Origin of the sequence: Chryseobacterium sp. CBo1 (assembly GCF_001693475.1) — a bacterium.
Lineage (GTDB): Bacteria > Bacteroidota > Bacteroidia > Flavobacteriales > Weeksellaceae > Chryseobacterium > Chryseobacterium formosense.
In genome coordinates this window covers 25,715-49,611 of record NZ_MAUH01000045.1, presented here as the reverse complement: position 1 = coordinate 49,611, position 23,897 = coordinate 25,715, and the positions used below count along the sequence as shown (strand labels likewise).

The following is a 23,897-nucleotide window of genomic DNA, read 5'->3' as shown; positions in this document are numbered from 1 at the left end:
TATTATTTTAATGCATTTGCAATTGTTTTGCAATCTGCAGATTCTAATTTCTGACCGTCCTTGTAAGAAATTTTCTTTTTATCGGCATAACGCATTATTCCGTTTTCATCTTTCTGATTTCCAGTTCCTTCCGTTAAAGTGTTTCCTTTTTGAATAAAGAAAATATCTCTTTTACTGGTAGTTCCTTCGGAAGCAAATTCATACGTAAGTTTGAGTGTATCACCAGATTTGAAGCCGGATAATTCGCCTTTCGAACTGTCTTTTTCAATATTTTTATAGGCCATTTTCCCGGAAAATGTTCCCAAATTATCATCCAGACTTACAAAAACGCTGTCTTTTCCGGTAACACCCAAATAGCAAAATGTTTTGGCGCCTAAAGTATCAACAACTTTTTCTGTCGGAGTTTCTGTAGAATCTGTGGTTGTCACTGGTTGTACAGGTTCAGGTTTTTTATTACAGTTCATTAATACAAGAGATAATGCACTGATTGCAATATACTTTTTCATAATTTCAATATTATGTTAAACTTTGTATTGGCTAATTTAATCATTGTGATTTGAATGATAAAGGTTTTTAAAATAATTATAGTTTAAATAAAATCCTAATCGCTGAGAATCGCTTAAAATTTTTTTTGTTTAAAATATTTCAATTTAAAGGAAATTCTAAATTAACATTTTGAGTTAGAAAATTTTTAGAATGCAGAAAATTTCTAAACTCCTTAAATATAATTATGAAATCTAATCTTTGAGAATCGCTTGAAATATTTCCATAATAATTTGATTAAGCAAATAAATAATTAATTAGTTAAAATTGATTTATAATGACTAAAAATTGAGACCAGTAGTCTCCTATTATGCGTAATAAAAAAATCCTATAATTTATATTATGTTAAATTGGATATTTTTTGAACTTTTGAAATTTATTCAAATCACTTAACATTAATAATCAACTTCCATATCCAATAATTTATTCAAACCATACTCATCAAAAAGAATTTTCCCAATTTCGAGTTTAGACCAACCTTCCTTTAATTGATATGTGAATGATAACTTATTATTTTCTAAAAAAGATTCCAAATGCAACATTAAAATATTTCTATTTGTTATCAAATGATTTTCGATCAGATTTAAATGCGTAGAAAAAATAAACATTGAATTTTTAAATTTCGAAAAACCATTTACAGTTTTTACAGTAATTTGAGTTGCATCATTAATATTAGTTCCGCTGAAAATTTCATCAAAAACAACGAAACAGTTTTTTGATTTTAGCTCTAATAAAACATTTTTTACATTCATAATTTCCTGAGCAAAATGACTGTAGCCTTCTTTCAGATTGTCATTTACTGAAAAATACATGAAAATACTATCATAAAAAGGGATATCAGAATAATCTGCTGGAACAGCAATTCCCAGATGAGCCAACAAAATAATAATGCTTATCGACTTCATTGCTGTAGATTTCCCCGACATATTGGCTCCAGTGAAAACAAGCGTATTTTTATGATCTACCTGTAAAGTATTTTTAACTGCATTTTTTAGATCTAAATGGTAAAAATTCTCAATGTTAAAAGCATTTTCAGAATTGAATTTAGGAAATACTAAGTTATTAATTTTAATTCCTTTTGCAATACTCGAATACACATCAAACAGGTAGAAAAAACTCCAGAAAGATTCAAAATTTTTCTTTTTATTTTCATGTGTTATAATCTTCAAAAAGTTTTTCTTTTCCTTGAAATCGAGGTCTTTGTTATATTGTTCATATACTGATAATGAATTGATAAAAAGGATCTGTTCTTCAATTTCTATAAAAAATTTCGGACATACTTCCTTCATTTTAAAATTTCTTAAAAGCAATTCAAAATGATAAAAGAAGTCGATCAACAAAGAAATGTTTGTATTGATTTCTCTGAAATATTCTCTATACTTTAAACTTGAAATCAGATTATATTGATTGATATTGAACTCATCCAGAAACTTTTGAATCCCATTAACTTTACTTTCGTTAATTCTGTAATACTCAATAATTTCAAAATTCGCTAAAAATAGCTTTAGTTTTTGTTGCACATAAAGTGTCTGATTTTTATTGAATGACTTTTGATTAAAAAACGAATTAAGATATCGTTTCGATTTTCTGGTTTGAGTGAAATCAAAATGAGCTGCAATTTCAGAAACGTTTTCCATGATTCATCTGTGTTTAAGTTTTCATGAGTAAAACTATCTATTTAATTCTGAATTCTGTTTTAAAATTTCTTAAAATATTGTAATTTTTTTTAAAGATCAATTTAAATCTCTGAAAATAATATTTGTTTAAAAGCCTCAGAAGCCAAATGCACCTGAACCGACCAATCATCCGCTGCGTCACTTCCTGCGTCGTCGGAAATATATTTTAAACACAGAAAAGGAATCTTTTCCTGCATTGCAATTAGGGCTAAAGAATAAGCTTCCATATCAATGACGTTGTATTCTGTATTGAGGTGATTCATCTCAAAACTGTCACCGGTTCCACAAATTCCTTCTTTCAGATGATCCATTTTCAATCCGTTTTCCAAAATAACAGGAATTCCGGAAAGTGGTGTTTCAAATTTTTTAAAACCTAAACCTCTCACATCCATATCACGCTGGATAAACTGAGTACAGCAGATCACCTCTCCTTTTTGAAAGCCATTTCCACCTGCCGAACCGAGATTGACGATCAGTTTTGGTTTTTTTTCGTGAATGGCTTTTGTAAGTTCGATGGCAGCATTTACTTTTCCGATTCCTGTAATTAATTTTCTGGTGTGATCAAAAACTTTTCCGGCCTCATAATCCAAAGCAAAAACAAAAAGTGTTTCTGAAATCGGATAGGTCAATTCTTTATTTAATGTAATCATGGATTATATTATGTTAAATTGAACAAACGTCTGCATCACATGATAAATTATTCTGAGACTGGTCTTTAAAAGGAACAACCGTTTCTTCGTATGTCTGGGTCAATGCATTTTTGAAAACTTCAGATGGTTGAGCGCCGGAAACTCCGTATTTTCCATTCAGAATAAAAAACGGAACGCCTGTAATTCCGTTATTCCTTGCTTCTAAAATATCCTGATTAATTTCGTAATCAAATTGATCTGATTCTAAAGAATTTTTTGCTTCATCAGCATCAATTCCTAATGAGACCGCCAAAGAAACCAAAGTTTCAACATCGCCGACATTTTTACCATCCAGAAAATGAGCTTTAAATAGCTCCTCTTCCATTTCGGAAGCCTTGTCGTGTTTTTTGGCTAAATGAAGAAGTTTGTGAGCCGTAAAAGTGTTAGTAATCAAAGCTTTTTCAAAATTAAAATCAATTCCTGAAGCTTTTCCCATCTGCATTACCTGGTTGGTCATCTGTTTAGCCTGTTCTTCAGGAAAACCTTTTTTCTCTCTGAAATATTCTGCAGTGGTTTTAGTTTTCGATTGTTCCAAAGTCGGATCAAGCTGAAAGCTCTTCCACTCTACTTTTACCTCATCTTTAAACGCTAAATTTTCCAAAGCCTGTTCAAAATTCTTTTTTCCTATATAACAGAACGGACACATCACATCCGACCAGATTTCTATTTTCATTGAATTTAAAATTTAGGTAAATATAAGTATTCGTTGATGGATAGACCGAAACTGAACAGTTAAAAAATAAATTATATACCATAGTTTTTTTCCATGAAAGGCCTTTTGAACATAAATAATTAAATTAAGTCTTTAATTTTAATTAAAAGATTTCCTAAATTCCAAAGGCGAAATATCAGTTTTAGCTTTAAATAATTTGCTGAACGACTGTGAGTGCTCAAATCCCAGTTCATAAGCAATTTCACTGACGGTAAGCTCGGTAGTCGAAAGTTTTTCTTTGGCTTTTTCGATCAGTTTTCCGTGAATGTGCTGCTGCGTTGTCTGTCCGGTAAGTGATTTTAGTAAGCTGCTAAGATAATTCGTTGACACATTCAGTTGTTCAGCGATTGATTGTGCGGTTGGAAGTCCGTTATTAATAATTTTTTCTCCCGTGAAATATTGCTCAAGAAATAATTCAAGCTTATCCAAAATTTGGTGATTGCTTTTCTTTCTGGTAATAAACTGACGCTGATAAAATCTTTCACAGTAATTCAGAATAACTTCAATCTGAGAAATAATAATATTCTGGGTAAACTGATCGATTCCGGATTGATATTCTTTTTCAATTCCTTTGAAAAGTCCGATTAAGGTTTCCTCTTCTTTTTCAGAAAGAAATAAGGCTTCGTTCACGTCGTAACCGAAAAATTCATACTGATGAATGGTTTTTGCCAAAGATGTATTCCAGATAAAATCTGGGTGAAATGCGAGAAGATATCCGGAAGGTTTCTTATCATATTTCTCAATAATCATTTTTACGAGCTGTCTTGGTGCAATAAAGCAAAGCAAACCACCATCGAAATCGTACTGACTTTGACCGTAGTGAAGTTTCCCCTGCAAATCTCTTTTGAAGCCGATAAAATACAAATCCTGAATCCAGCTGATTTCCGATTCTTCGATCTGATATTCTACCTGACTGTAATCAACAAGACTAATAAGCGGATGTTGCGGTTGTGGCAATCCTGAAATTTTGTGAAGTTCAGAAACTGTATCAATGCTGTATAATTTTCTGTTTGCCATAATTTTAAAATAAGGCAACAGTTTCTTGCTGTTGCCTTTACAAAGTTAATAATCTGTAGATGTACTCAAAGTTTTAAAATCAGAAATTTCAGTCTGAAGTGAGGTTAATTTATTGTTTGCCATCTGAAATGCATCCGAACCTAAAACCAAATGAACCGGTGGATTTTCCATCGCCGCCAACTCTATCATGGCTTTTGCGGCTTTTTCAGGATCTCCCGGCTGATTTCCGTTGATCTCTTTTTCGTGCGCAGCCTGAACATCTCTTGCTGTTTTGTAAGCATCGATCTCATTTTCAGGAGTTCGGAGAGAGCCGCCTGTTAAGAAATCTGTTCTGAAATATCCCGGATAAATTACGGTTGCGTTGATGCCGAATTCTTTTGCTTCAACAGCTAAAGATTCTGTAAATCCAACGACAGCAAATTTGGTGGCACAATAAATTCCCCATCCCGGGAAATCACCTGAAAGACCGCCAATCGAAGCAATGTTAATGATATGCCCATTTTTTTGTTCTCTCAAATAAGGCATTGCTTTTCTGATGACGTTCAACGAACCGAAAACATTGGTATCAAAGTTTTTACGGCTTTCTTCATCTGTTAATTCTTCCAAAGTCCCTAATTGTCCGTAACCAGCGTTGTTGACAATGATGTCGATCTTCCCAAAATGATCTGCTGTTTTTTTAATTGATTCTGCTACACTTGCTTCGTTGATCAAATCCATCTCTAAAGGAAGAAATGATGCACTTTCATAACCTACCGCAGATTTCAATTCTGACAGGTTTCTGGAAGTTGCGGCTACAGAATATCCTTCATTCAATAATCTTTTTACTAAGGTTAAACCTAAACCTTTTGATGCTCCGGTTACAAACCATACTTTTTGTGTGTCCATTTTTTAAATATTTTAATTGATTAATTTTACAGTACAAAGTTGGGAAATCGTGAAAAGAACAATGTGCCCAAATCAAAGGTTGTTGTAGCCAAAACTAAGGTGTATAATTATTAATTTTCAAATACTTGTGATAAATTCTTTATTTTTGATATAAATACAGGCAAATGAAGTTTAGTAAAGTTCTGTTTATTTTTATAAGCATATTTTTTTCTTTCACCAAAGCGCAGGAATTACCTAAAGAAAAATATTATCAATTTTCTTATTATCATGATTTTAAATACAATAATGATAGCATCACGCTAATTGTTCGAAATCCTTTGTTTGCTCCGCTTAGAGTAAATATTTTTTCTGATTATTTAAAAGATGAAAATATTATTAATGATACTATAAGAGTAACGATAAACGAAAATTCAGAAGGAAAGTTTAGATTATCGGCAAAAAAGCTTGATGGTGCTAAATTTAATTTCAGCTTCAACTCAGCCTTTGGAGATGACAAGAAAATTATAAAACAGAATGAGCTTGCACTCCCCTTTCCTAGAGGTAAAATATACCGAGTAATGCAATCGGATAACGGAGGTTTTAGTCATGACAGCGATTACAGCAGATACGCCATAGATTTCGACATGAAAATTGGCGACACGGTTACAAGTGCAGATGATGGTTTTGTGGTAGGTGTTATAAAAGATTACAAATATGGTAAAGAAGATAAGCAATGGACGCCTTATGCGAATTATATTACCCTTTATCACCCTCATAGTGGATTGTTTACGCAGTACGTTCATTTAAAAAAGGACGGAAGCTTAGTAAAAGTTGGTGATTCGGTGAAAAGAAATCAGCCAATAGGTCTTAGTGGAGCAACCGGTTTCGTTTCGGGTGAGCATCTGCATTTTAATGTATTGATTCCGGAGAAAGATAAAACGTTGAAGTCTGTACCTTTTACTTTTGAGAATAATATTTCTTCATTGAGTTTGAAAAAGAACATGCAGATTAAAAATCCGAAATGAGACTGGAAGGTTTTGATATAGATTTTTAGTTAAAAAATTCTTAGAATTCTTAAATAAATAATAAATTTCACACAGTATAGAGATTTATCTGTATTTTCGTCTCATTAAAATTCGAATATATGAAAAGATTCTTTACAATCTCAGGGGTTTTTATGCTTCTGCTGGTTTCTCAAACCACCTTTGCTCAGGAAAAAAGGATAATGAAATCATTTACATTTAAATCTGATAAATCGAAAAAAAATTCAGAGGACAAAACCACAATTTATGAAGGAAATGTGATGATGAAAAATGATAATATTTCTTTTGAGAATGCAGAAAAGGTAATTTACAACGCAGAATACGGAACCTACACCATTTACAGCCCTAAAAACTTTAAGATTATTGCTGCAAAATCCGTTCATAAAACAGGTAAAAAAGAAGATTCTCATGTGATTATTTATAATATGAGAGAAGAAAGCGTTACATTCTAAGATAAGTAATCATATGAAAATTAAATTTTGTTTTCTGTTACTCTTAATGGCAGGTTTAAGTTTTGCACAATCAAAGCAGTTTATTTATGAGTACAGATTTAAAATGGATTCTCTGAACAGAGATCAATCTGAAACTGAAAATATGGTTCTGCTTACTTCTTCCAAAGGCTCAGAATTTTACAGTCAGGTGGGATATGTGCATGATTCTGTGATGACTGCAACAATTAAAAATGCGAAATTGACACAGAATAATCATTTTGATTTTACAGATCTTAAGCAGCCCAAAATAAGCTTTGAAGTCACAAAATCATATCCTGATTATAAAATAATGCTGAAAAGAAGTATTGGCTCTACAAGGCTTGGCATTGCCAATGATAAAAAAATAGAGTGGAAAATTTCTAATGAAAAAAGCAAAGTTTTGGGCTATGATGTTCAGAAAGCAACAGCAAAATGGAGAGGAAGAAATTGGGTAGCCTGGTTTGCTCCGGAAATTCCTTTGCAGGACGGACCTTATGAATTTTCCGGCCTTCCCGGTCTTATCGTGAAAATAGAGGACTCTAAAGGTGATCATTCATTCAACCTTGTTGCGACAAAGAATATTACAGCAACAGAAGAATATTCAAGCATGAAACCGCGCGAAATCCCTGTATCTGAAGATAAATTCAGAAAGCTTTGGAAGGAATATAAGGAAGATCCTGTGAAAGATATGAGGCAAATGAACATTTCAGCAAGTGGTGCTAAAGTGGTTGCGTTCTCTTTCGGAGGAAAAAGCTATACCCCGGAGGAAATGATGAAAGAAACAGAGAAAAGTCGTAAGGAGGAGCTTAAAAAGATAAACAATTTCTTAGAACTCGATTTATACCGATAAAACACGCATTAAATATTATTTCAAATCAGACACGGGCAATTAAGTCCGTGTTTTTTCTTTTTTTATAAATTGATTTAAAATTAATATCCAAAAACTCGTATTTGGTGTAAAAATAGATAGGTTATAAACAACACTCATATCAAATCTATAAATAACACCATATGAAATCACAAAACAGTTTAGAAAAAAGAAGCCTTCGCGGTAAAACTGTCGTTGTCACAGGCGGAAGCAGCGGAGTCGGAAGAGCTGCTGTAGAAGCTTTTGCATTTGAAGGCTGCAATATTGTTATCGCAGCGAGAGGTCAGGAAGCTTTGGATGAAACTTTAGAAATATGTAAGGAATTAGGTGTGAATGCCATTGCAGTTCCTACCGATGTTTCAAAAGCTGAAGAAGTAGATCATCTTGTAAAAGTTGCTGTAAAAGAATTCGGAAGAATAGATATCTGGGTAAATAATGCAGGAGTCATGGCAAGCGGAAAGTTTGAAGAAATTCCGATGGAAGTTCACGAGCAGGTGATCAAAACCAATCTTTTCGGGTACATGCACGGAGCGTATTCGGTTTTACCGCTTTTTAAAGAGCAAAACGAGGGTATTTTAATCAATAATGTTTCCATTGGTGGTTTTATGCCTGCTCCGTACAGTGCAGTCTACTCTTCTACCAAATTCGGAATCCGTGGGATGATGGAATGTCTTCACGGTGAGATTTCAGATTATCCGGATATTCACATTGCCAATTTATATCCGCAGATTCAGAAATCGACAGGAAATTCACATTCGGCAAAATTTTCAGGTTTAGATTTTAAAATTCCGCCATTTGCATCAGATCCGAGAGATACGGCTGATAAAATTGTACAGTTGGCAAAAGAGCCGCAGAAAGATCTTTTCCCCGATGTACGATCCAGAGTTTTGGTCAATCTTTACGAAATGTTTCCGAAAGTTATCATCAATACCGCTTCAGCAGGAATGCGTGTGATGATGAAATTAAAAAATGGCGAACCAACTTCAGGAAATGTTCTTGAACCGTCGTCAGAACCGCACAAAATTTATGGGGATACTATTCTCCCTGTTCCCGGAAAGAAAACCAAAATTGCTTTGGTTGCAGGACTTGGATTAGGCTTAGCTTTTATGCTGCTGAAATCGAAGAGTTCTCAAAAAGAAATTTATCTTGATGATTAATGTTATCAAAAAAAAACGAGAAATCAATAATGGTTTCTCGTTTTTTATTATTTACAGGTACTGAGATTAATATTTTCTTTATTGTTTCTGGTGATTATTTCTTTATCAAAATCATTATAACAAAAAGTATTGATGTATCTGTTGCCTTCAATTCTTAAATTGGTCAAAGGTTTTCCGTTGGTTTTGATGTTAAGATATTTAATTCTGTTGTAAGCGCAGTCTACATCGGTAAGCTGTTTAAAATTTTCAAAATTGAGCTGCGACAATTCGTTATAGGAACATTGTATCTTTTCAAGCTCTTTCAGATTGCTGAGATCAAGATTTCTGAGAAGATTATTTTCGCAGCGTAAAAATTTTAGATTCTTGAGATGATTGATCGAAAGTTCGGTAAGTCCATTGCTTTCACAGATAAGATCGGTAAGTGAATTCAGTTGTGACAAATCCAGCGTTTTCAGATCATTGGTTCCGCAATGAAGTTTTTTCAACTTAGGGAGACCCGAAAGTTCTAGTTTGGTAAGACCCGACCACATACAGTCAATCGTTTCGAGTTTCGGAAGGTTTTTAAATGAAAGCTGACCTAATGATTTGTTGAACGAACAATCGATATACTCAAGTTTTTTCAGGTTCTCCACACCATCCAGGTCTTTCAGTGTTTCTGCTTTTATTAAAAGTATTTTCAGATTTTTAAAAATATCAATTCCTTTAAGCGTTAAAACAGATGTTTTTTCGATATTGAGCTGCGCAACCTTTTCTGCTTCATTAGCCGAAATAATTCCGTCTTTATTGGCATCTAACTTTATAGATTGATACGTGGAATCTACAGCAATACTGTTGTTTTCATTGGCTGAAAGAAGATATTTCACCAAATTCTGGTCTACGATGACATTCTTTTTCTGCGTTTGTGCATTCACATGAATACCGATGAAAATGAAAAGTACAATATGTAAATATTTCATGGTTTTTATTTAATAATTACTCTCCAACCCTCGCCTTTTCCAAGAAGCATCAGTTCGTTATTTTTTAGAGGAACAATTTTGATAAGCCTGTTTTCAGAATACATCGATCCGTATTTCAGAAATCTGTCATCCAGGAGTTTTCCGTTTAAATCAAACTTCAGGTAAACAGATTCGTTGGAGAATGTTCCGGATCGGTACATTTCGCCAATGATATGCAGTTCATCATTCACGATGGCAGCGTCATAAAGATGTTCAGAAAATTTACCTTTGTCGGGACTGGGAATATAATTAAATTCTTTCACCTTGTCGAAATTCATGTTGAGAACTTTCACCAGCGTATTTCTTCTGCCGGTTTTATTTAAAATCGGTTCGCCTGTATCTTTTACGCCTACTACATAAATGAGATCTTTATTGATGAGAAGTTTTCTGCTCATGAAATCTGCTTCGGAAATTTTCTTGTGCTTTGTCACTTTTCTTGTTGCGAGATCATATTCCAGGATGTAGGTTTTGTATTTGTTGGAAGTGTCCTGCGCATTTCTTTCGTCTACTCCGTTGGTGATGAGGTAAAATTTGTTGTTTACTAAAGCAGCGGAATAATCAAACCTGCCAAAAAAATCAAACGGTGGTTCTATAAAACTGATGATGTGATTATCAGTTTTCTGTAAATCATTAGAGATAAAGGTCAGATTAATCTCAAGATCGCGTGAAAAAGCAGATTCGGAGACTACAAAAAATCCGTCCGGAACATTAAAAACAACAGGATCGTGAGTCGCAGCCGCAGAAACCGATTCATAAACCTTATCCTGTAACACATCGAGATTGTCATTCACCTCCCGAAGCCACAGGTAAGAACGTTTGTCGATCTTCTTAGAACCCAACTGTACCAATCTGTTGTTATTGATGCTGTAAACGGTTTTCATTACTGATTCTTTGTCGAAATCTTTATTATCCCCGAGAACGGTTTTCCTGAGCAGCTTTCCGTTTTTATCAATTTTAATAATAGCTGAATTGTATTCTGCATCACCTTCCTGTACGAAGTTCTGTCCGGAAATAATGTATCCGTCCTTTACTTCAACCCCGGCTTTTGCAAAATTATTTTCCGGGGTCATATAATGGGTGTTCAGCTTAAAATCTTTGTTGATGGAAACCGGAGCATTCTGTGCAAAGTTTAATACAGCCATCGACAAGCCTGCAATAAGCTGAGTTTTAAAAAATAGAGTTTTTATAATCATCAATGAATGGGTAATTAGTTTTGAATGACGACAAAATTGTAAAAATTATTTAATGTGGGCAAATGATTTATGTGTAGCTCAACTACCACGTCTTAATTTTCTTTGAAAATTAATCCACCCCTCCATAGGAGGGGAATTTTGAATGTGAATATATTGAATTGTTTCAAACAGATTGCGGGAGACTTCTGCCAATTGTGTTTTGTTACCAAAATTTTGCGGGAAACAAAAGTAAAAGTTGTTTGGTTATAAACGGATTGTTTGAGACTGAAGGAGGAGTTGTGTAGTTTAAAAACGGATGTTTTGAAAGTTTAAATTTTAGCAACGTACATTTAAAGCTAGATTGTATATTTGACTTATTAATAAAAGTGAAAAGTATGATAATAAATATTCAAAACAATGGAAAAATTTTAAAAGAAAAATTAAATCTAAAATTACCTGACTTTACAATATTGACCGGTGAAAATGGTTCAGGTAAAACACAGTTATTAGAGTATTTAGGAAATTATTTTCATATACAAATAATTACGAATGGATTAATTGACACTAATATCAATCCTATAACCGATAATGAACTGAATATACTTAAAGATATAATCATTTCACATCCAGGTATAAAAGTTAATACATATATGCATTATGAATCAAATTCTCAACAATTAATTCAAAACATAAAAAATCAATGGATTAAATTAAAAGATATTGCAAAATCTTTTTTTTTAATAAAAGACATTAATTATGTCAGTGATTTACTTCAATTAGATGCTTTAAACAAGGCAAGAAATGATTTTCAAAAATCAATGGTTTCAGATTACAATAGATTTGATGAGTCAAAGTTCATAAAAGTTCAACAGAACGATCTAAAAATTTTAAAATTATTGGAAGAAAAAAGTTCAAAGAAAATATACGATTTGACTTTAGTGGATTTTATTACCTTTTATGAAGTGCAAAATGATTTATTTTCTTCATCATTAGATCTTTTATTTCATCAATTTAATTTAAAGCAAAAGTACTTTTCTCATTTAACGGAGAATATTACGGCACCATGGATTGTATTTAATAATATTTTAGAGAAAGCTGAATTTAAATATCAAACAGAATATAATGCTTCTTCAGAAGATGATAAACCTGCAACTGTAACTCTTATTGATAAAGAAAGCAGGATGAAAGTAGATTTTGATAGCTTATCTTCAGGAGAGAAAACGATAATTGCTCTTATTTTTGTTCTTTATAATGCGTCAAATAATGGAAAATTTCCTGAAGTACTACTTTTTGATGAGCCCGATGCGCATCTTCATCCCAGTCTAACAAAACTTTTTTTAAACGTTATTCAAGATGTTTTAGTAAAAGAGCAAAATGTAAAGGTTATATTGACTACACATTCTCCGTCAACAATTGCTCTTTCACCCGAAGAATCAATTTTTAGAATGGATAGAATCTTAGGCTATCCAATAAAAGAAAATAAAGATAAAGCTGTCCAAAGTTTAAGTAATGGCTTAGCATCAATCAGTATTGAAAGTGGTGATTTAGGAATTATTTACAATATTAAACAAACTTCTAAACATATATTATTTACTGAGGGAATTACAGATAAAATAATTCTTGATATTGCATGGAAAAAGATATACAACAATGAAGAAAAACCTTTCTTTATTCAAGATTGTTTCGATGCGAGTTTTTTAGGAAACTTGTTTGTTAGAGGTGATGATAAGCAAGATGGCATTTTTAATCAATTTCCCGAAAAGTGTCTCATAGCATTATTTGATTTTGATCCAACTGGTTATTCTTGTTGGAATAGAGATAAAAAATTTATTGATATTGAAAAGAATCCATTTTACTGTTTAACTAAGAGTTATAAAAATGCACATAAGATTTTATTACCTGTTCCCAACCAAGATAATATACGAAATCTTGTAATAAAAGATGGTCAAACAACTTTTGAGGATAAATCTAATTTGTATATTGAATCATTATTTTTAAATGTTCCTAGTTTTCAAGAAAAATATTTTAATTATGAAAGTGTAGTTGGCGGAGGTAATATTTATACATTTAAAGGAGATAAAAGAAAATTTGCTGAAAACCTTAAAGATTTAGATGCTAAATATTTTGATAATTTTAAACCTCTATTCGAAAAAATTGAATCTATTATTGTTTTACCTAAATAAAATAACAAAAAAACCTGCTCCACAGCAGGTTTTCCCATATAAAAATCAAAAATATTAATGTCCCGATTTTGCATCCGCATCCTGTTTCACATGCCCCAAATATTTGGTACAATATGCCCCAAAAATTAAGATCGCTGCATAGCAGAACACAGGGATAATAAACGATTTCTGTACGCCAAAAATATCCGCCAGATAACCCTGGAAAATAGGAACAATCGCACCACCTAAAATTGCCATTACGACCAATGACGAACCCTGACTGGTGTATTTTCCTAATCCTGAAATGGCCAGCGTATAAATATTAGAGAACATAATCGAGTTGAAAATTCCTATTCCTAAAATGCTGTACATCGCCAGTTCGCCCTGATTCATCATCGCAGAAATCAGTAAGAATACATTGATGAAAGCAAAGATCGATAACGTTCTTGCCGGAGCAGATTTTCCGACAAAGAAAGCCACGAAATTCAAAACAATAAATACAAGGAAGAAAGAAATCTGTGAGAAAGTCAAATCAACAATACTAAAAATCACCAAGAAAACTGCGGCTGCAGCTCCCAACATGTAGACTGCTTTTTTGCTCTGGCTGATCGCCTGATTCAGAGAGATGGCTCCCAAAAATCTTCCGATCATTGCACCGCCCCAATACAGGGAAAGGTAGTTTTTACTTACGGTTTCATTCAGATTCATGATCTGTGGTTGCTCAAGAAAGCTGATGATAAAACTTCCTACTGCTACTTCCCCACCTACATAACAGAACATCGCAAATACTCCAAATAAAAGATGCGGATACTGAAGTGCACCCAAACCTTTTACAGCTTCCTCTCCTTCACTCTGGAAAGAAGGAAGTTTTACCTGAGAAATTAACAAAGCCACCAAAAGTAAGATTCCTGCAAAGATGAGGTACGGAATTCTCGTCGCTACTGCGGAGAACGAACCATCATCAGCGGAGAAAAATTCAAAGATTAAATGTCCGCCCAAAACCGGAGCAATGGTTGTTCCGAATGCATTGAAAGCCTGCGTCATGTTTAATCGGCTTGATGCAGATTCTGGTGATCCTAAAAGAGAAACATACGCATTTGCAGTAATTTGCAGAACGGTAAATCCTAATCCAAGAACGAATAAAGCGCCTAAAAACAATCCGTAAGAAGAAGAGGTTGCTGCCGGATAAAACAGTATGCATCCGAAAGCTGCAAGAAAAATTCCAAAAAGAATTCCCTTCTTATACCCTACTTTGTTGATTGGATCTTCACCGATCATCGAAATCAGGAAGTAAATGAGTGAGCCGATAAAATAAGCTCCGAAGAAACAGAACTGCACCAGCATCGATTCGAAAAAGGTAAGGTTGAAAAGTTGTTTCAGGTAGGGAATCAGGATGTCATTCATACACGTAATGAATCCCCACATAAAAAATAAAAGCGTAATGGTAATCAGCGGAACTGTATAATTCCTGCTTTTTGTCTTTACTTCATTGATCATAACATTCATTTATATTAAAAAGAGGATAAATATAATCTCTTTTCATGATAAAATCTCAATTTGAGATAATAAATTTGTGGCTAAAATTGTCACTTTATTGTAAATCGTCAATTCGAGTAAAATTCTTAAAGAATTTGTATTGAGAATTTTTTGTTTCATGACCCATTCTCGATACAATTTTTTCCACTTCGTTTCAAAAATCACTCGAATTGACGTAGTGCTAAATTGCGTATTTACTTTTTTTGGATTAAGGTTTCAAATCCTCAAACTTCTCATCAGCAGGCAAAATATGCTGAACTTTCTCCACCACCAATTCTTTAGGAACAGAGAATTCTGCCGTTTGTTTGATGTCTAAAGAAGATGCTCCAACAGAAATTTTATAATTTCCTGCTTCTGCAATCCACGCTGATTTTGCAGTTTCAAATGATGCTAAATCTTTCGGATTAAGCGTTAAAGTTATAGTTTGAGATTCTCCCGGTTTCAATTCTTTGGTTTTTGCATAAGCTTTCAATTCAGATTTTGGTTTGTCGATATTTTTTCCCGGAGCTGATAGATACAATTCTACCACTTCTTTTCCTGCAACTTTTCCGGTATTTTTTACATCAACTTTAACTTCTAATTTATTATTAAAAGTTTTAGAATTGGTTTTAATATTCGAATAAGCAAAATCCGTATAAGACTTTCCATAACCGAATTCATAAGAAGGTTTCACACCAAACGTATTGAAATAACGGTATCCAACATAAACCCCTTCTTGATACGTCACGTCTTTCGGATTGTCGGCAGGAATTCCCGGGAAATTCTTTGCAGAAGCGTGGTCTGCGTAATTTACAGGGAAAGTCATCGTTAATTTTCCGGAAGGATTTACTTTTCCTGAAACGACGTCAGCTACGGAATGTCCGCCTTCCTGACCTGGTTGCCAAGCTAAAAGAATTCCATCTACTTTATCTTTCCACGACGCAGTTTCGATGACCCCACCGATATTTAAAATCACAACCACCTTCTTTCCTTTTGCGTGGAACGCTTTTGAGATTTTATCCAGCATTTCAATTTCTTCTGTTGCTAAGTTGAAATCTTCATTCATTACTCTATCACCACCTTCTCCTGAGTTTCTTCCTAAAGTAACGAAAGCAATTTCTGAAGTTTCAGCTTTTTTAGCATAGAAAGCATCGTCCAATTTCATTTCAGACAATCTTCCCGGAAGTGCTAAAATCCCTCTTGCTTTTCTGCTTTCTTTTTCAGCTGCTTCTTCTTTCTCAGCAAATGGTTTGTACAAATCAACCAGTTCTTTATCCAATTTATATCCTGCTGCGTTCAAGCCTTCCAAAAGTGAAACCGTGTGTTTGTTATTCACACTTCCACTTCCTGTTCCGCCTGTAATCCAGGCATAAGAAGTCACTCCGAATAACGAAACTTCTTTCTGTTTGTTGGCAAAAGGCAAAGCATTTTGTTCATTTTTAAGCAAAACCATTCCTTCTGCTGCAGCATTTCTCGTTACTTCTGCGTGTTCAGTCAAATTGGGTTTGTCGCTGTATTTGTATTGTGCGAAAGTGGGTGTTTTGAAAATGTATTCCAAAATTCTTTTAGCATTCAGATTCGCCACTTCCTGAGACAATTTCCCTGAGTTTAAAGCTTCCAACAAGACTTTTTTCTGTGCAGGAATTCCGGGCATCAACAAGTCGTTTCCTGCATTCATTTGTTTTACAACGTCAGAAATTCCACCGCTTCTAATCGATTCAAATCCCGGAAAACCTCCGAACCAGTCGGTCATTACAATGCCTTTGAAACCCCATTCATTTCTCAAAACCTGAGTCAATAAATCTTTTGAATCTGATGTGTAAACACCATTCACTTTATTGTAAGATGACATCACCGTCCAAGGTTGAGATTCTTTCACTGTGATTTCAAAATTTCTCAGATACAATTCTCTCATTGCTCTTTCAGAAACGTGTGCATTGATAGTCAAACGGTTGGTTTCTTCGTTATTCGCAGCGAAATGTTTGATCGAAGTTCCCACACCTTGAGACTGGATTCCATTAACGATGGCTGCCGCAGTTTTCCCTGAAATTAATGGGTCTTCCGAATAATATTCGAAGTTTCTTCCGTTCAATGGATTTCTCTGGATATTTAAAGCAGGTGCCAAAAGTACGTCAACACCATATTCTTTCACTTCATTTCCCATTGCTTTTCCAACTTGCTCCAAAAGTGTTTTGTTCCAAGTCGAAGCCAAAGCTGTTCCTACAGGAAAGGCTGTTGCATAATAGGATTTTGAATCATTATCTCTTGTCGGCTGAATTCTCAAACCTGCAGGTCCGTCTGCAACAATCGTTGCAGGAATCCCGAATCGGTCAAAAGAATCTGTTCCACCCGCAGCTCCGGGAACCAAACCTTGTTTTGAATCTCCGACAGGACCTGTCAGCACTTCAATTCCAGGCATTCCGGTTCCAATGAGAAGATTTACTTTTTCTTCGTTGGTCATTTGCTTGATAATGGCATCGATTCTTTTATCAACCGAAAGTCTTGTGTCTTCCCAAACATCTAATTTTCCATTTTTGTTGGAATCTTTAAACGTTTTTCCGTCAACTGTTACCGTTGCATTTTTATTCTGAGCATTCGCAAACGGCGATGAAGCCAATAAAGCCAGGAATAATCCTGAATATTTTACTTTCTGAGAAAGTCCTATCAGCGTTGATATATTCTTCTGCATATGTAATTATTTTATATTATTTAATTTGAATGAATTTTTAAACCACAAAAGGCACAAATGCTTTTTAACATTAATTTTAAGCATTGTTGTCTGATAAAAACTAAAATATAATTAACAGGTCGCTCCGATGGAGCTTTAATTACAAAAAACAATGACTTCCTATTATCAGTTAGCTCCTAATGGAGCTGCATTTAGTCCCATCGGGACTTTCTGTTAATAGAAAAAATGTAGTGCCAAAACAAAGCTCCATAGGAGCGACCTGTTGATTTATCCTATAAACATTGAGTTCGTCAATTTTTTATGATTTTTATCGGACAACAATTATTTTAAGGTTTATAAGAACTTGTGGAATTTCAGCCAATCCAAATACACATCCGACCATTTATCAACAGGAAGATTCTGTTTCCCCATTCCGAAACCGTGACCGCCTTTTTCGTAGATGTGAAGTTCGGTTGGCTGTCCTGCTTCGAGCCATTTGTTGTACAACAAAACTGATTTTGGAGCGAGTTTCAATTGGTCATCGCTTGCTGCACAAATGAATAATGGGAGCGGTGTTGAAGGAATCTGAGTATCTAAAATTTCCTGACTTGGCCCGCCGTAAATCGAAGCTGCGAAGTTGGGTAACGTTGAAGCATCTTTGCTGTGAAGAAGGCTTTCCAAAATCACACTTGCGCCCGCTGAAAAACCGATAACGCCCAATTTTTCAGGATTGATATTTAATTCTTTTGCGTGGGTTCTGATGTAGGAAATGGCCGTTTTGATGTCGTCTCCAGCCATTACTTTGATTGGAGCTGTTTTTGCGTCGAATGCTTTTCGGTCTTTGATGCCTTCCATCATTTCTTTGGCCGGGTCGTTGGATTTTGTTTCCAGTAATCTGTATTTTAAAACGATTGCCGTAATTCCGTTTTCTGCTAGTTTTTTGGCAACATCAATTCCTTCTCTGTTGATGGATAAACTTTGAAAACCACCCCCTGGAGCGACAACGATAACCGTTCCGTTGGCTTTCGCCTTATCGGCTTCGAATAATAACATTGAAGGTTGCGCTACGTTGAAAACAACTTCTGTTTTGAACAATTCATTAAATTGATGCGCTTCTTTTTGTGTCCAGTTTTCTGTTCCCGGCGCTTTTCCTTTGTATAATGGAATTGATTTTTGAGCATTGATGGTTGTTAAACCTGTAAGAAATAAACTTGTTATAATTAATTTTTTCATTTTGATTTGATTTTAATTTTTAAACGCAAAGAGCGCAAAGTTTTTTTGATCATTAACTGTTTTTAAGTTCGCAAAGGCGTTCTACTTAGCAAAGACAAACAATTAGATAACAGTTAGTTTGTCTTTGACTTCGTCGGATCTTCGATTTCAGTAGGAATCTAAGTTCAGTATTTCAAATATCATTGTTGAGATTCCTACGGAATGACAAAAACGCTGTTGATTTTAACATCGAATTGCACGCAGCCCGACTTGAGTGGAGCTCTTTTTGTTATTGCGATTGCTGAAAAGTTCAATTGAGACTCAGTTTCTTCGCAATGACAAAAAAGCGGGAACGGAAGGCGGAAATAGCTGCCCAAAATATTATTTTGAAAGAAATGAGACCCAACATAATGCCCGGTCTCAAGACATCAATTAACTAATATTTGATGAACTATTGCTTATGATATTTTTGAGTTCTGACGTCTTTAATCACACCCGACCAGTTCATTCCGTATCCGAAATCGTAGTTGTGACCTTCGGAATCTTTGTGTGTTTCCATATCATAAGGAACGTCTTCTTTCTGCTTTTCAACCGTCGCCATATTCGCAGGCATCTGAAGTGGAAGCAATCCTGAAGGTTCATATTTTCCGGTCACAATATCCACAACTGCCTGATTTGACACGTTGAAATTCATCAAAATCGCATCCGCGTGTTTTTCGAATTCATTAAAAATCATCGGCTTGGAAGCGGTGATAGAAACAATGACAGGTTTTCCGTTCATTGCCTTGTAAGCATTTTCTATCGCTAACAAATCTGTGAAGTTTGTTGCTGTAGACGTTTTGTTTTTAAAGGTTCTGTCGTGCACGTTGGGTGCAACAACAGGGTCTCCCGCTGCGATACTTTTTTCACGGGCTTCGGTTGCTGTCTATGTTTGGTACTGAAGAGAAATAGGCACATAACCATTTCCGCCTTCTTTCGCATCAATGTCGCTGTAACCGCCTTCTTCACTGTGCGGACTTTTCACGAAAACCAATGCGAAATCTGCTTTTGCAGGGTCGTCTGTCACATTAAAATGCTTCTTCACTTTTTCGATATCGACAGGATATTCCAAAGATGGTGCGGTGTAAATTCCCCACCAGTTGAAGGTTGCAGGAGAATATCTTTTCGGAATGTAAGCCGTTTTTCTTTCTTTAATCGGAAGAATATTGGCTTTGTTTTTCAATAGTACGATAGATTTAACCTGAGCTTCGTAACCGACTTTCATAAATTCAGGATTCCCAACGATTTTCTTGGTTTCTTCAACGTTAACGTAAGGATTTTCAAACAATCCGGTTCTGAAGAAATTTCTCAATAAACGAACCGCTGACTGCTCAAATTTTGTACGATACGCTTTTTCACCGTGTTCCTTTACGCCCATTTGATAGGCTTCCAAAACAGGAGCTTTGTCGTTGTTTCCTCCGAATTGGTCAACTCCGGCTTCTAACACTTTGTAATGACGCTCTGCGATGGACAATTTCTCTGCTCCCCAAGGTTTTCCGGCAAATCCTCCCGGAGATTTTGGTTCGTCTGCGGTGATTAGCCAATCGGTGCAGACTACGCCGTCATATTTGTATTTCCCACGAAGTAAATCGGTGATTAAGTATTTACTGTAACCGTTTCCAACGTTTTCTCCGTTTTTTGTATCTTGATTAAAACTAATTGTGTAATAAGGCATTACCGCAGAAGCTTCTTTGGTTCCGTCATTTAACTTGAAAGCACCTTCAGTAAAAGGTTTTACGTGGTTTTGGAAATTATTTCCCGGATAAACAGCATATTTCCCCATTGCCCAGTGACCGTCACGACCGCCGTCTTCTGGTCCACCTCCCGGCCAGTGTTTTACCATTGCATTGACGCTTTTGTTTCCCCAACCGTTTTTACTTCCGATGGTTGTCTGGAAACCGTCGATATAACCTCTTGCCATATCTGCCGTGAGTTCTGGACTTTCGCTGAAAACGTAAGCGATTCTGTACCAGCGAGGTTCCGTTCCCAAATCGATTTGTGGAGATAAAGCGGTTGAAATTCCCAATGCTCTGTATTCCTGAGCTGCAATATTTCCGAATTTTCTAACCAATTCCGGGTCGAAAGTTGCACCCATTGCCAGACCGTCCGGCCAAAGAGAGATTTGTCCGCCTGCTCCTTCATTAAATTCTGCTGTTACGGTTGCTGAATGTCTCGGGTCTGTACTGTTGTTGGCAGGAATTCCTAATCCCAAACCTTCGATGTAAGCCTGAATATTATTGCTCCATTTTGCGGCAATTTCCGGAGATTCTACCGTTGTTACCAAAACGTGACGAAGATTATCTTCTTTTAAAAATTTCTTTTGCTGGTCTGTTAAATCAAAAGCTTTTGCACCGCTTTCTTTGTAAAACATTCCGTTGTATTTTCCTGCTCTGAAACCGTCTGCAGGAGCCGGAACCGATTGGTGACCACTGTACAACATCAAGCCTGCAATCTGCTCAACGGACATTTTTGAAGCTAAATCTTTGGCTCTTTCGTCAACCGGAAGTCTCCAGTCTTCGTACTTGTCAAGCTTTCCGTTTTTGTTTAAATCTTTAAATTTATTTCCGCCGACTGTCAGGATTTTCACTCCAGAATCTGTAGAATACCCCAAAACCGGACCATTGGAATTGGTAACGGTTTGGATATTTTGAGAAAAAGCAGTCACACCCAAAAATAAAGCGGCTATATTGAATACTGATTTTTTCATTTTAAAAATTTTAGAAATTAAAGCTTACTGAGAACTGACCTGTTAATGGCATAATATAAGTTCCCGTCAATAATTTTCCGTAGTATGGATTGGCGTCGGTAATCAGTTCAGCTCCGTTGATGGTTCCGCTTGCTCCTCTTTGATTCAGGAAGTTGATAACCGTTGCGCCAAGATTGATATTTTTATTAACCGTATAACTTACTCCACCGAAAGTTTCCCATCTTGGAGCGAAATATAAAGCGTTGGTAAGGTTCGCATATTGTTTAGAGAAATATCTGAAACTTGCCCAGAATCTCCATTTATCAACTGTATAACTTGGGTCGATTTCCATTAAAGTTTTAGCAACACCCAACACATTGTTGTCGCTGTAGTTATATGAAGTTCCGAATGCATCAAAATTAAATTTCTTGTAAACCGGATTCTGGAACGTCACCAAATAATGCAAGTTAAATCCTTTGAATGGCTTTAAAACAAAATCCGTTGTCCATCCCAATGTCTGAATATCGTAATAAACCGTTGCAACCTGTGCCTGAGAACTGTTGGCCGGATTTACAAGATTGTATCGGTTCAGGTTGTTATTTTTCTTCAGATAAGTCGCCTGAGAAATCAGCTGAATCCAGTCTGTATTCCAGAACACTCCGATTGCACCAAGCGGACTTTTAATTTTATTAGTATTGGGTTCAAAAGCCTGTGAATAACTTTCCAGTCTTCTGTTTTCTTCGGTGTATAAAGCATTTGCGATCACGCCAAAGTTTTTGGTAATGTTGTATGTTGCGTTCAAGCTACCACCAATCTGGAAAAAGCTCTGATTAATCTGATTGAATTGATTTGGATTTGTAAAGCTGAAACCAACCGTTCTTGGTGTCAACGAATATTCTCCGTCCAGAATGTGATTTTTCAGATGCAAACCGTAGCTCAAGTTGAAATTATCAGAAACTTTCCATTCATCTGTTCCATAAATAGACAGTTTATTTTCTGTTCCGCTGTGGTATTCTGCACCGGCATTGTAGTTGTAGAAACCGTCTGCATCTGTATTGGGACCGATTAATCTTTGAGGCTGTGCGCCAACCGTCTGGTAGAAGAAAGAACGGTTTGAGGTGAATTTATCGATGTGATAATATTGCTCCAAAACACCTACGGTAAGGTTATGATTTCCCACCTGTTTGTTCAGTGAAAAACGTCCTGCAACACTCGTAATCGGCGTTTCCGGGGTGTACATTGCCAATTGCGTTCCGACTGGACCTGAATACGCCTGTCCGTTTGAAGCCAGTGTGTAACCAGCTCCCGGCGCAGCATTGAAAATACTTAAAGGAATGCTGTTGGCCATTTTTACTTTTGAGAAGTGGACTCGTGTTGAGAATTTGAAATTCCAGCCGTTATTCAGCAGATAATTTCCGACAACGTCAATGTTATGAGAGCTAGACCTGTTATCATTCCCTGCAAGGTTTGCAAAATAGGTCTGTCCTGAAAGAACGTCTTTAAACTTCATATTTCCCTCACGCACTATGTAAGAATCTCTACCGATTTTGAAGTTATCCAGCTCGGTTACCTTACCTTCCGGTCCGTATTCAAAAACCGCATAATTGGTAAGACTGTACGAATCAGCATATTTGTATAAAACTGAGATTTTACCCTTATTGTCATTGAAATATTTGGTTATACCGGCTCTGAAAATCTTTGTTTCATCGGCATTTCTGGCAAAACCTAATTTATAGGTGCTCGGGTCAAAATTGGAGAAGGCACCAACCGTGTATGTCCAGCCGTTTTTAGATATAGGGCCCGAAACATTGGCGTCACCCTGTAGCCAGCCGAAAGTGCTTGTTGTAAATTTTCCTTTGACTTTTAAATCCTTTGTTCCGATTTGAGAATAAGAGTTGACTGCAAAACCAAGATCACCCATTGTATTTGCCAGCTGGTCCATTTTCAGAAGTCCTGTTTTTTCTAAGCCTACACTTTGCCTCCACGTTTTGTTGGGAAGTTCCGGCCAGAAGAAGTATACTGCGGGCAAGTCGTTTTCAAGAATGGTAATTCCACCTACTGTAGAAGGCAAACCGATATTTACGTCTCTTGGACTTGTATTGTTGGCCGCATTCAACATGACGTTTCTGTTATTGTCTTCTTTGGTTGAACTGGTAACCGTTTTTACACCTTCTTCCTGCTTGGTTGCGGCACTTACAGCTTTTTTAACAGCTATGGTATCTGTCTTTTCCTGACCAAAAACCGTAGCAAAGGAAAGAATCAATCCAAGCGCTGAAATTTTTAAAGTTGATTTTTTCATTATCTTTTATATAGTTGTTTCTCTTTTATTTTAAAGCAAAATATATCCTTCATCTGAAGTTTATCAGATGGTATTTTATAAAGGTTTTATAGAGTTTTTAATGAATAATT

19 protein-coding genes are annotated in these 23,897 nt (G+C 35.5%); 5 read left to right on the top strand and 14 right to left on the bottom strand.

Annotated elements, in window-relative coordinates:
* Positions 1-2: 2 nt before the first annotated feature.
* From BA768_RS16885 to BA768_RS16860, 6 genes are all read right to left on the bottom strand, one after another.
* Positions 3-506: a hypothetical protein gene (locus BA768_RS16885; RefSeq protein WP_065721716.1), complete on the bottom strand. Its 504-nt coding sequence runs from the start codon at positions 504-506 to the stop codon at positions 3-5.
* A gap of 432 nt (positions 507-938) precedes the next feature.
* Positions 939-2,180: a MutS-related protein gene (locus BA768_RS16880; protein ID WP_065721715.1), complete on the bottom strand. Its 1,242-nt coding sequence runs from the start codon at positions 2,178-2,180 to the stop codon at positions 939-941.
* A 101-nt stretch (positions 2,181-2,281) separates the two neighbouring features.
* Entirely contained in the window at positions 2,282-2,869 is a 588-nt protein-coding gene (locus BA768_RS16875; protein ID WP_065721714.1) for a nucleosidase, read from the bottom strand.
* Positions 2,870-2,882: 13 nt separating this feature from the next.
* Positions 2,883-3,581, bottom strand: a complete 699-nt coding sequence (locus BA768_RS16870) for a DsbA family protein (RefSeq protein WP_065721713.1) — start codon at positions 3,579-3,581, stop codon at positions 2,883-2,885.
* A 138-nt stretch (positions 3,582-3,719) separates the two neighbouring features.
* The gene (locus BA768_RS16865; RefSeq protein WP_065721712.1) at positions 3,720-4,637 is read right to left on the bottom strand and encodes a helix-turn-helix domain-containing protein; all 918 of its coding nucleotides are present in this window, start codon (positions 4,635-4,637) and stop codon (positions 3,720-3,722) included.
* Between the two features lie 45 nt (positions 4,638-4,682).
* Positions 4,683-5,522: an SDR family oxidoreductase gene (locus BA768_RS16860; RefSeq protein ID WP_065721711.1), complete on the bottom strand. Its 840-nt coding sequence runs from the start codon at positions 5,520-5,522 to the stop codon at positions 4,683-4,685.
* A 164-nt stretch (positions 5,523-5,686) separates the two neighbouring features.
* Between BA768_RS16860 and BA768_RS16855 the strand changes: the two genes are divergently transcribed.
* The 4 genes from BA768_RS16855 to BA768_RS16840 all read left to right on the top strand — a co-directional run bounded on the left by BA768_RS16855 (position 5,687) and on the right by BA768_RS16840 (position 9,039).
* Positions 5,687-6,526, top strand: a complete 840-nt coding sequence (locus BA768_RS16855) for a M23 family metallopeptidase (RefSeq protein ID WP_065721710.1) — start codon at positions 5,687-5,689, stop codon at positions 6,524-6,526.
* A 119-nt stretch (positions 6,527-6,645) separates the two neighbouring features.
* The gene (locus BA768_RS16850; RefSeq protein ID WP_065721709.1) at positions 6,646-6,996 is read left to right on the top strand and encodes a hypothetical protein; all 351 of its coding nucleotides are present in this window, start codon (positions 6,646-6,648) and stop codon (positions 6,994-6,996) included.
* A gap of 13 nt (positions 6,997-7,009) precedes the next feature.
* Positions 7,010-7,864, top strand: coding sequence for a GLPGLI family protein (locus tag BA768_RS16845; RefSeq protein ID WP_083206726.1), 855 nt, complete (start codon positions 7,010-7,012; stop codon positions 7,862-7,864).
* 161 nt (positions 7,865-8,025) lie between these two features.
* On the top strand, positions 8,026-9,039 hold the full coding sequence (locus BA768_RS16840) for an SDR family NAD(P)-dependent oxidoreductase (protein WP_065721707.1): 1,014 nt from the start codon (positions 8,026-8,028) through the stop codon (positions 9,037-9,039).
* Between the two features lie 47 nt (positions 9,040-9,086).
* On the opposite strand, the gene BA768_RS16835 is transcribed toward BA768_RS16840, so the two are convergent.
* Together BA768_RS16835 and BA768_RS16830 are read right to left on the bottom strand one after the other, a co-directional pair.
* Entirely contained in the window at positions 9,087-9,995 is a 909-nt protein-coding gene (locus BA768_RS16835; RefSeq protein WP_065721706.1) for a leucine-rich repeat domain-containing protein, read from the bottom strand.
* Positions 9,996-10,000: 5 nt separating this feature from the next.
* A complete protein-coding gene (locus BA768_RS16830) occupies positions 10,001-11,227 on the bottom strand; it encodes a hypothetical protein (protein ID WP_065721705.1) in 1,227 nt (408 codons plus the stop codon).
* Positions 11,228-11,601: 374 nt separating this feature from the next.
* Here BA768_RS16830 and BA768_RS16825 point away from each other — a divergent pair, with 374 nt between their 5' ends.
* The gene (locus BA768_RS16825) at positions 11,602-13,389 is read left to right on the top strand and encodes an ATP-binding protein (RefSeq protein WP_065721704.1); all 1,788 of its coding nucleotides are present in this window, start codon (positions 11,602-11,604) and stop codon (positions 13,387-13,389) included.
* A gap of 54 nt (positions 13,390-13,443) precedes the next feature.
* Here BA768_RS16825 and BA768_RS16820 read toward each other — a convergent pair whose 3' ends face one another.
* The 6 genes from BA768_RS16820 to BA768_RS16800 form a co-directional block, all read right to left on the bottom strand.
* On the bottom strand, positions 13,444-14,865 hold the full coding sequence (locus BA768_RS16820; protein ID WP_065721819.1) for a sugar MFS transporter: 1,422 nt from the start codon (positions 14,863-14,865) through the stop codon (positions 13,444-13,446).
* 247 nt (positions 14,866-15,112) lie between these two features.
* Positions 15,113-17,572, bottom strand: coding sequence for a glycoside hydrolase family 3 N-terminal domain-containing protein (locus BA768_RS16815; protein WP_065721703.1), 2,460 nt, complete (start codon positions 17,570-17,572; stop codon positions 15,113-15,115).
* A gap of 333 nt (positions 17,573-17,905) precedes the next feature.
* Complete coding sequence (locus tag BA768_RS16810; RefSeq protein ID WP_065721702.1) at positions 17,906-18,784, bottom strand: alpha/beta hydrolase; 879 nt, start codon at positions 18,782-18,784, stop codon at positions 17,906-17,908.
* A gap of 430 nt (positions 18,785-19,214) precedes the next feature.
* The gene (locus tag BA768_RS21695) at positions 19,215-19,628 is read right to left on the bottom strand and encodes a glycoside hydrolase family 3 C-terminal domain-containing protein (RefSeq protein ID WP_317039975.1); all 414 of its coding nucleotides are present in this window, start codon (positions 19,626-19,628) and stop codon (positions 19,215-19,217) included.
* A gap of 60 nt (positions 19,629-19,688) precedes the next feature.
* Positions 19,689-21,509, bottom strand: coding sequence for a glycoside hydrolase family 3 protein (locus BA768_RS16805; protein ID WP_317039974.1), 1,821 nt, complete (start codon positions 21,507-21,509; stop codon positions 19,689-19,691).
* A gap of 10 nt (positions 21,510-21,519) precedes the next feature.
* Positions 21,520-23,787 (bottom strand): TonB-dependent receptor, encoded by a 2,268-nt coding sequence (locus BA768_RS16800; RefSeq protein ID WP_083206724.1) that lies wholly within the window; start codon positions 23,785-23,787, stop codon positions 21,520-21,522.
* Positions 23,788-23,897: the final 110 nt, after the last annotated feature.

Bases quoted from the DNA above. Each gene is read 5' to 3' on its own strand.
- BA768_RS16885 (WP_065721716.1), bottom strand. From the start codon at position 506: ATGAAAAAGTATATTGCAATCAGTGCATTATCTCTTGTATTAATGAAC.
- BA768_RS16880 (WP_065721715.1), bottom strand. From the start codon at position 2,180: ATGGAAAACGTTTCTGAAATTGCAGCTCATTTTGATTTCACTCAAACC.
- BA768_RS16875 (WP_065721714.1), bottom strand. From the start codon at position 2,869: ATGATTACATTAAATAAAGAATTGACCTATCCGATTTCAGAAACACTT.
- BA768_RS16870 (WP_065721713.1), bottom strand. From the start codon at position 3,581: ATGAAAATAGAAATCTGGTCGGATGTGATGTGTCCGTTCTGTTATATA.
- BA768_RS16865 (WP_065721712.1), bottom strand. From the start codon at position 4,637: ATGGCAAACAGAAAATTATACAGCATTGATACAGTTTCTGAACTTCAC.
- BA768_RS16860 (WP_065721711.1), bottom strand. From the start codon at position 5,522: ATGGACACACAAAAAGTATGGTTTGTAACCGGAGCATCAAAAGGTTTA.
- BA768_RS16855 (WP_065721710.1), top strand. From the start codon at position 5,687: ATGAAGTTTAGTAAAGTTCTGTTTATTTTTATAAGCATATTTTTTTCT.
- BA768_RS16850 (WP_065721709.1), top strand. From the start codon at position 6,646: ATGAAAAGATTCTTTACAATCTCAGGGGTTTTTATGCTTCTGCTGGTT.
- BA768_RS16845 (WP_083206726.1), top strand. From the start codon at position 7,010: ATGAAAATTAAATTTTGTTTTCTGTTACTCTTAATGGCAGGTTTAAGT.
- BA768_RS16840 (WP_065721707.1), top strand. From the start codon at position 8,026: ATGAAATCACAAAACAGTTTAGAAAAAAGAAGCCTTCGCGGTAAAACT.
- BA768_RS16835 (WP_065721706.1), bottom strand. From the start codon at position 9,995: ATGAAATATTTACATATTGTACTTTTCATTTTCATCGGTATTCATGTG.
- BA768_RS16830 (WP_065721705.1), bottom strand. From the start codon at position 11,227: ATGATTATAAAAACTCTATTTTTTAAAACTCAGCTTATTGCAGGCTTG.
- BA768_RS16825 (WP_065721704.1), top strand. From the start codon at position 11,602: ATGATAATAAATATTCAAAACAATGGAAAAATTTTAAAAGAAAAATTA.
- BA768_RS16820 (WP_065721819.1), bottom strand. From the start codon at position 14,865: ATGATCAATGAAGTAAAGACAAAAAGCAGGAATTATACAGTTCCGCTG.
- BA768_RS16815 (WP_065721703.1), bottom strand. From the start codon at position 17,572: ATGCAGAAGAATATATCAACGCTGATAGGACTTTCTCAGAAAGTAAAA.
- BA768_RS16810 (WP_065721702.1), bottom strand. From the start codon at position 18,784: ATGAAAAAATTAATTATAACAAGTTTATTTCTTACAGGTTTAACAACC.
- BA768_RS16805 (WP_317039974.1), bottom strand. From the start codon at position 21,509: ATGAAAAAATCAGTATTCAATATAGCCGCTTTATTTTTGGGTGTGACT.
- BA768_RS16800 (WP_083206724.1), bottom strand. From the start codon at position 23,787: ATGAAAAAATCAACTTTAAAAATTTCAGCGCTTGGATTGATTCTTTCC.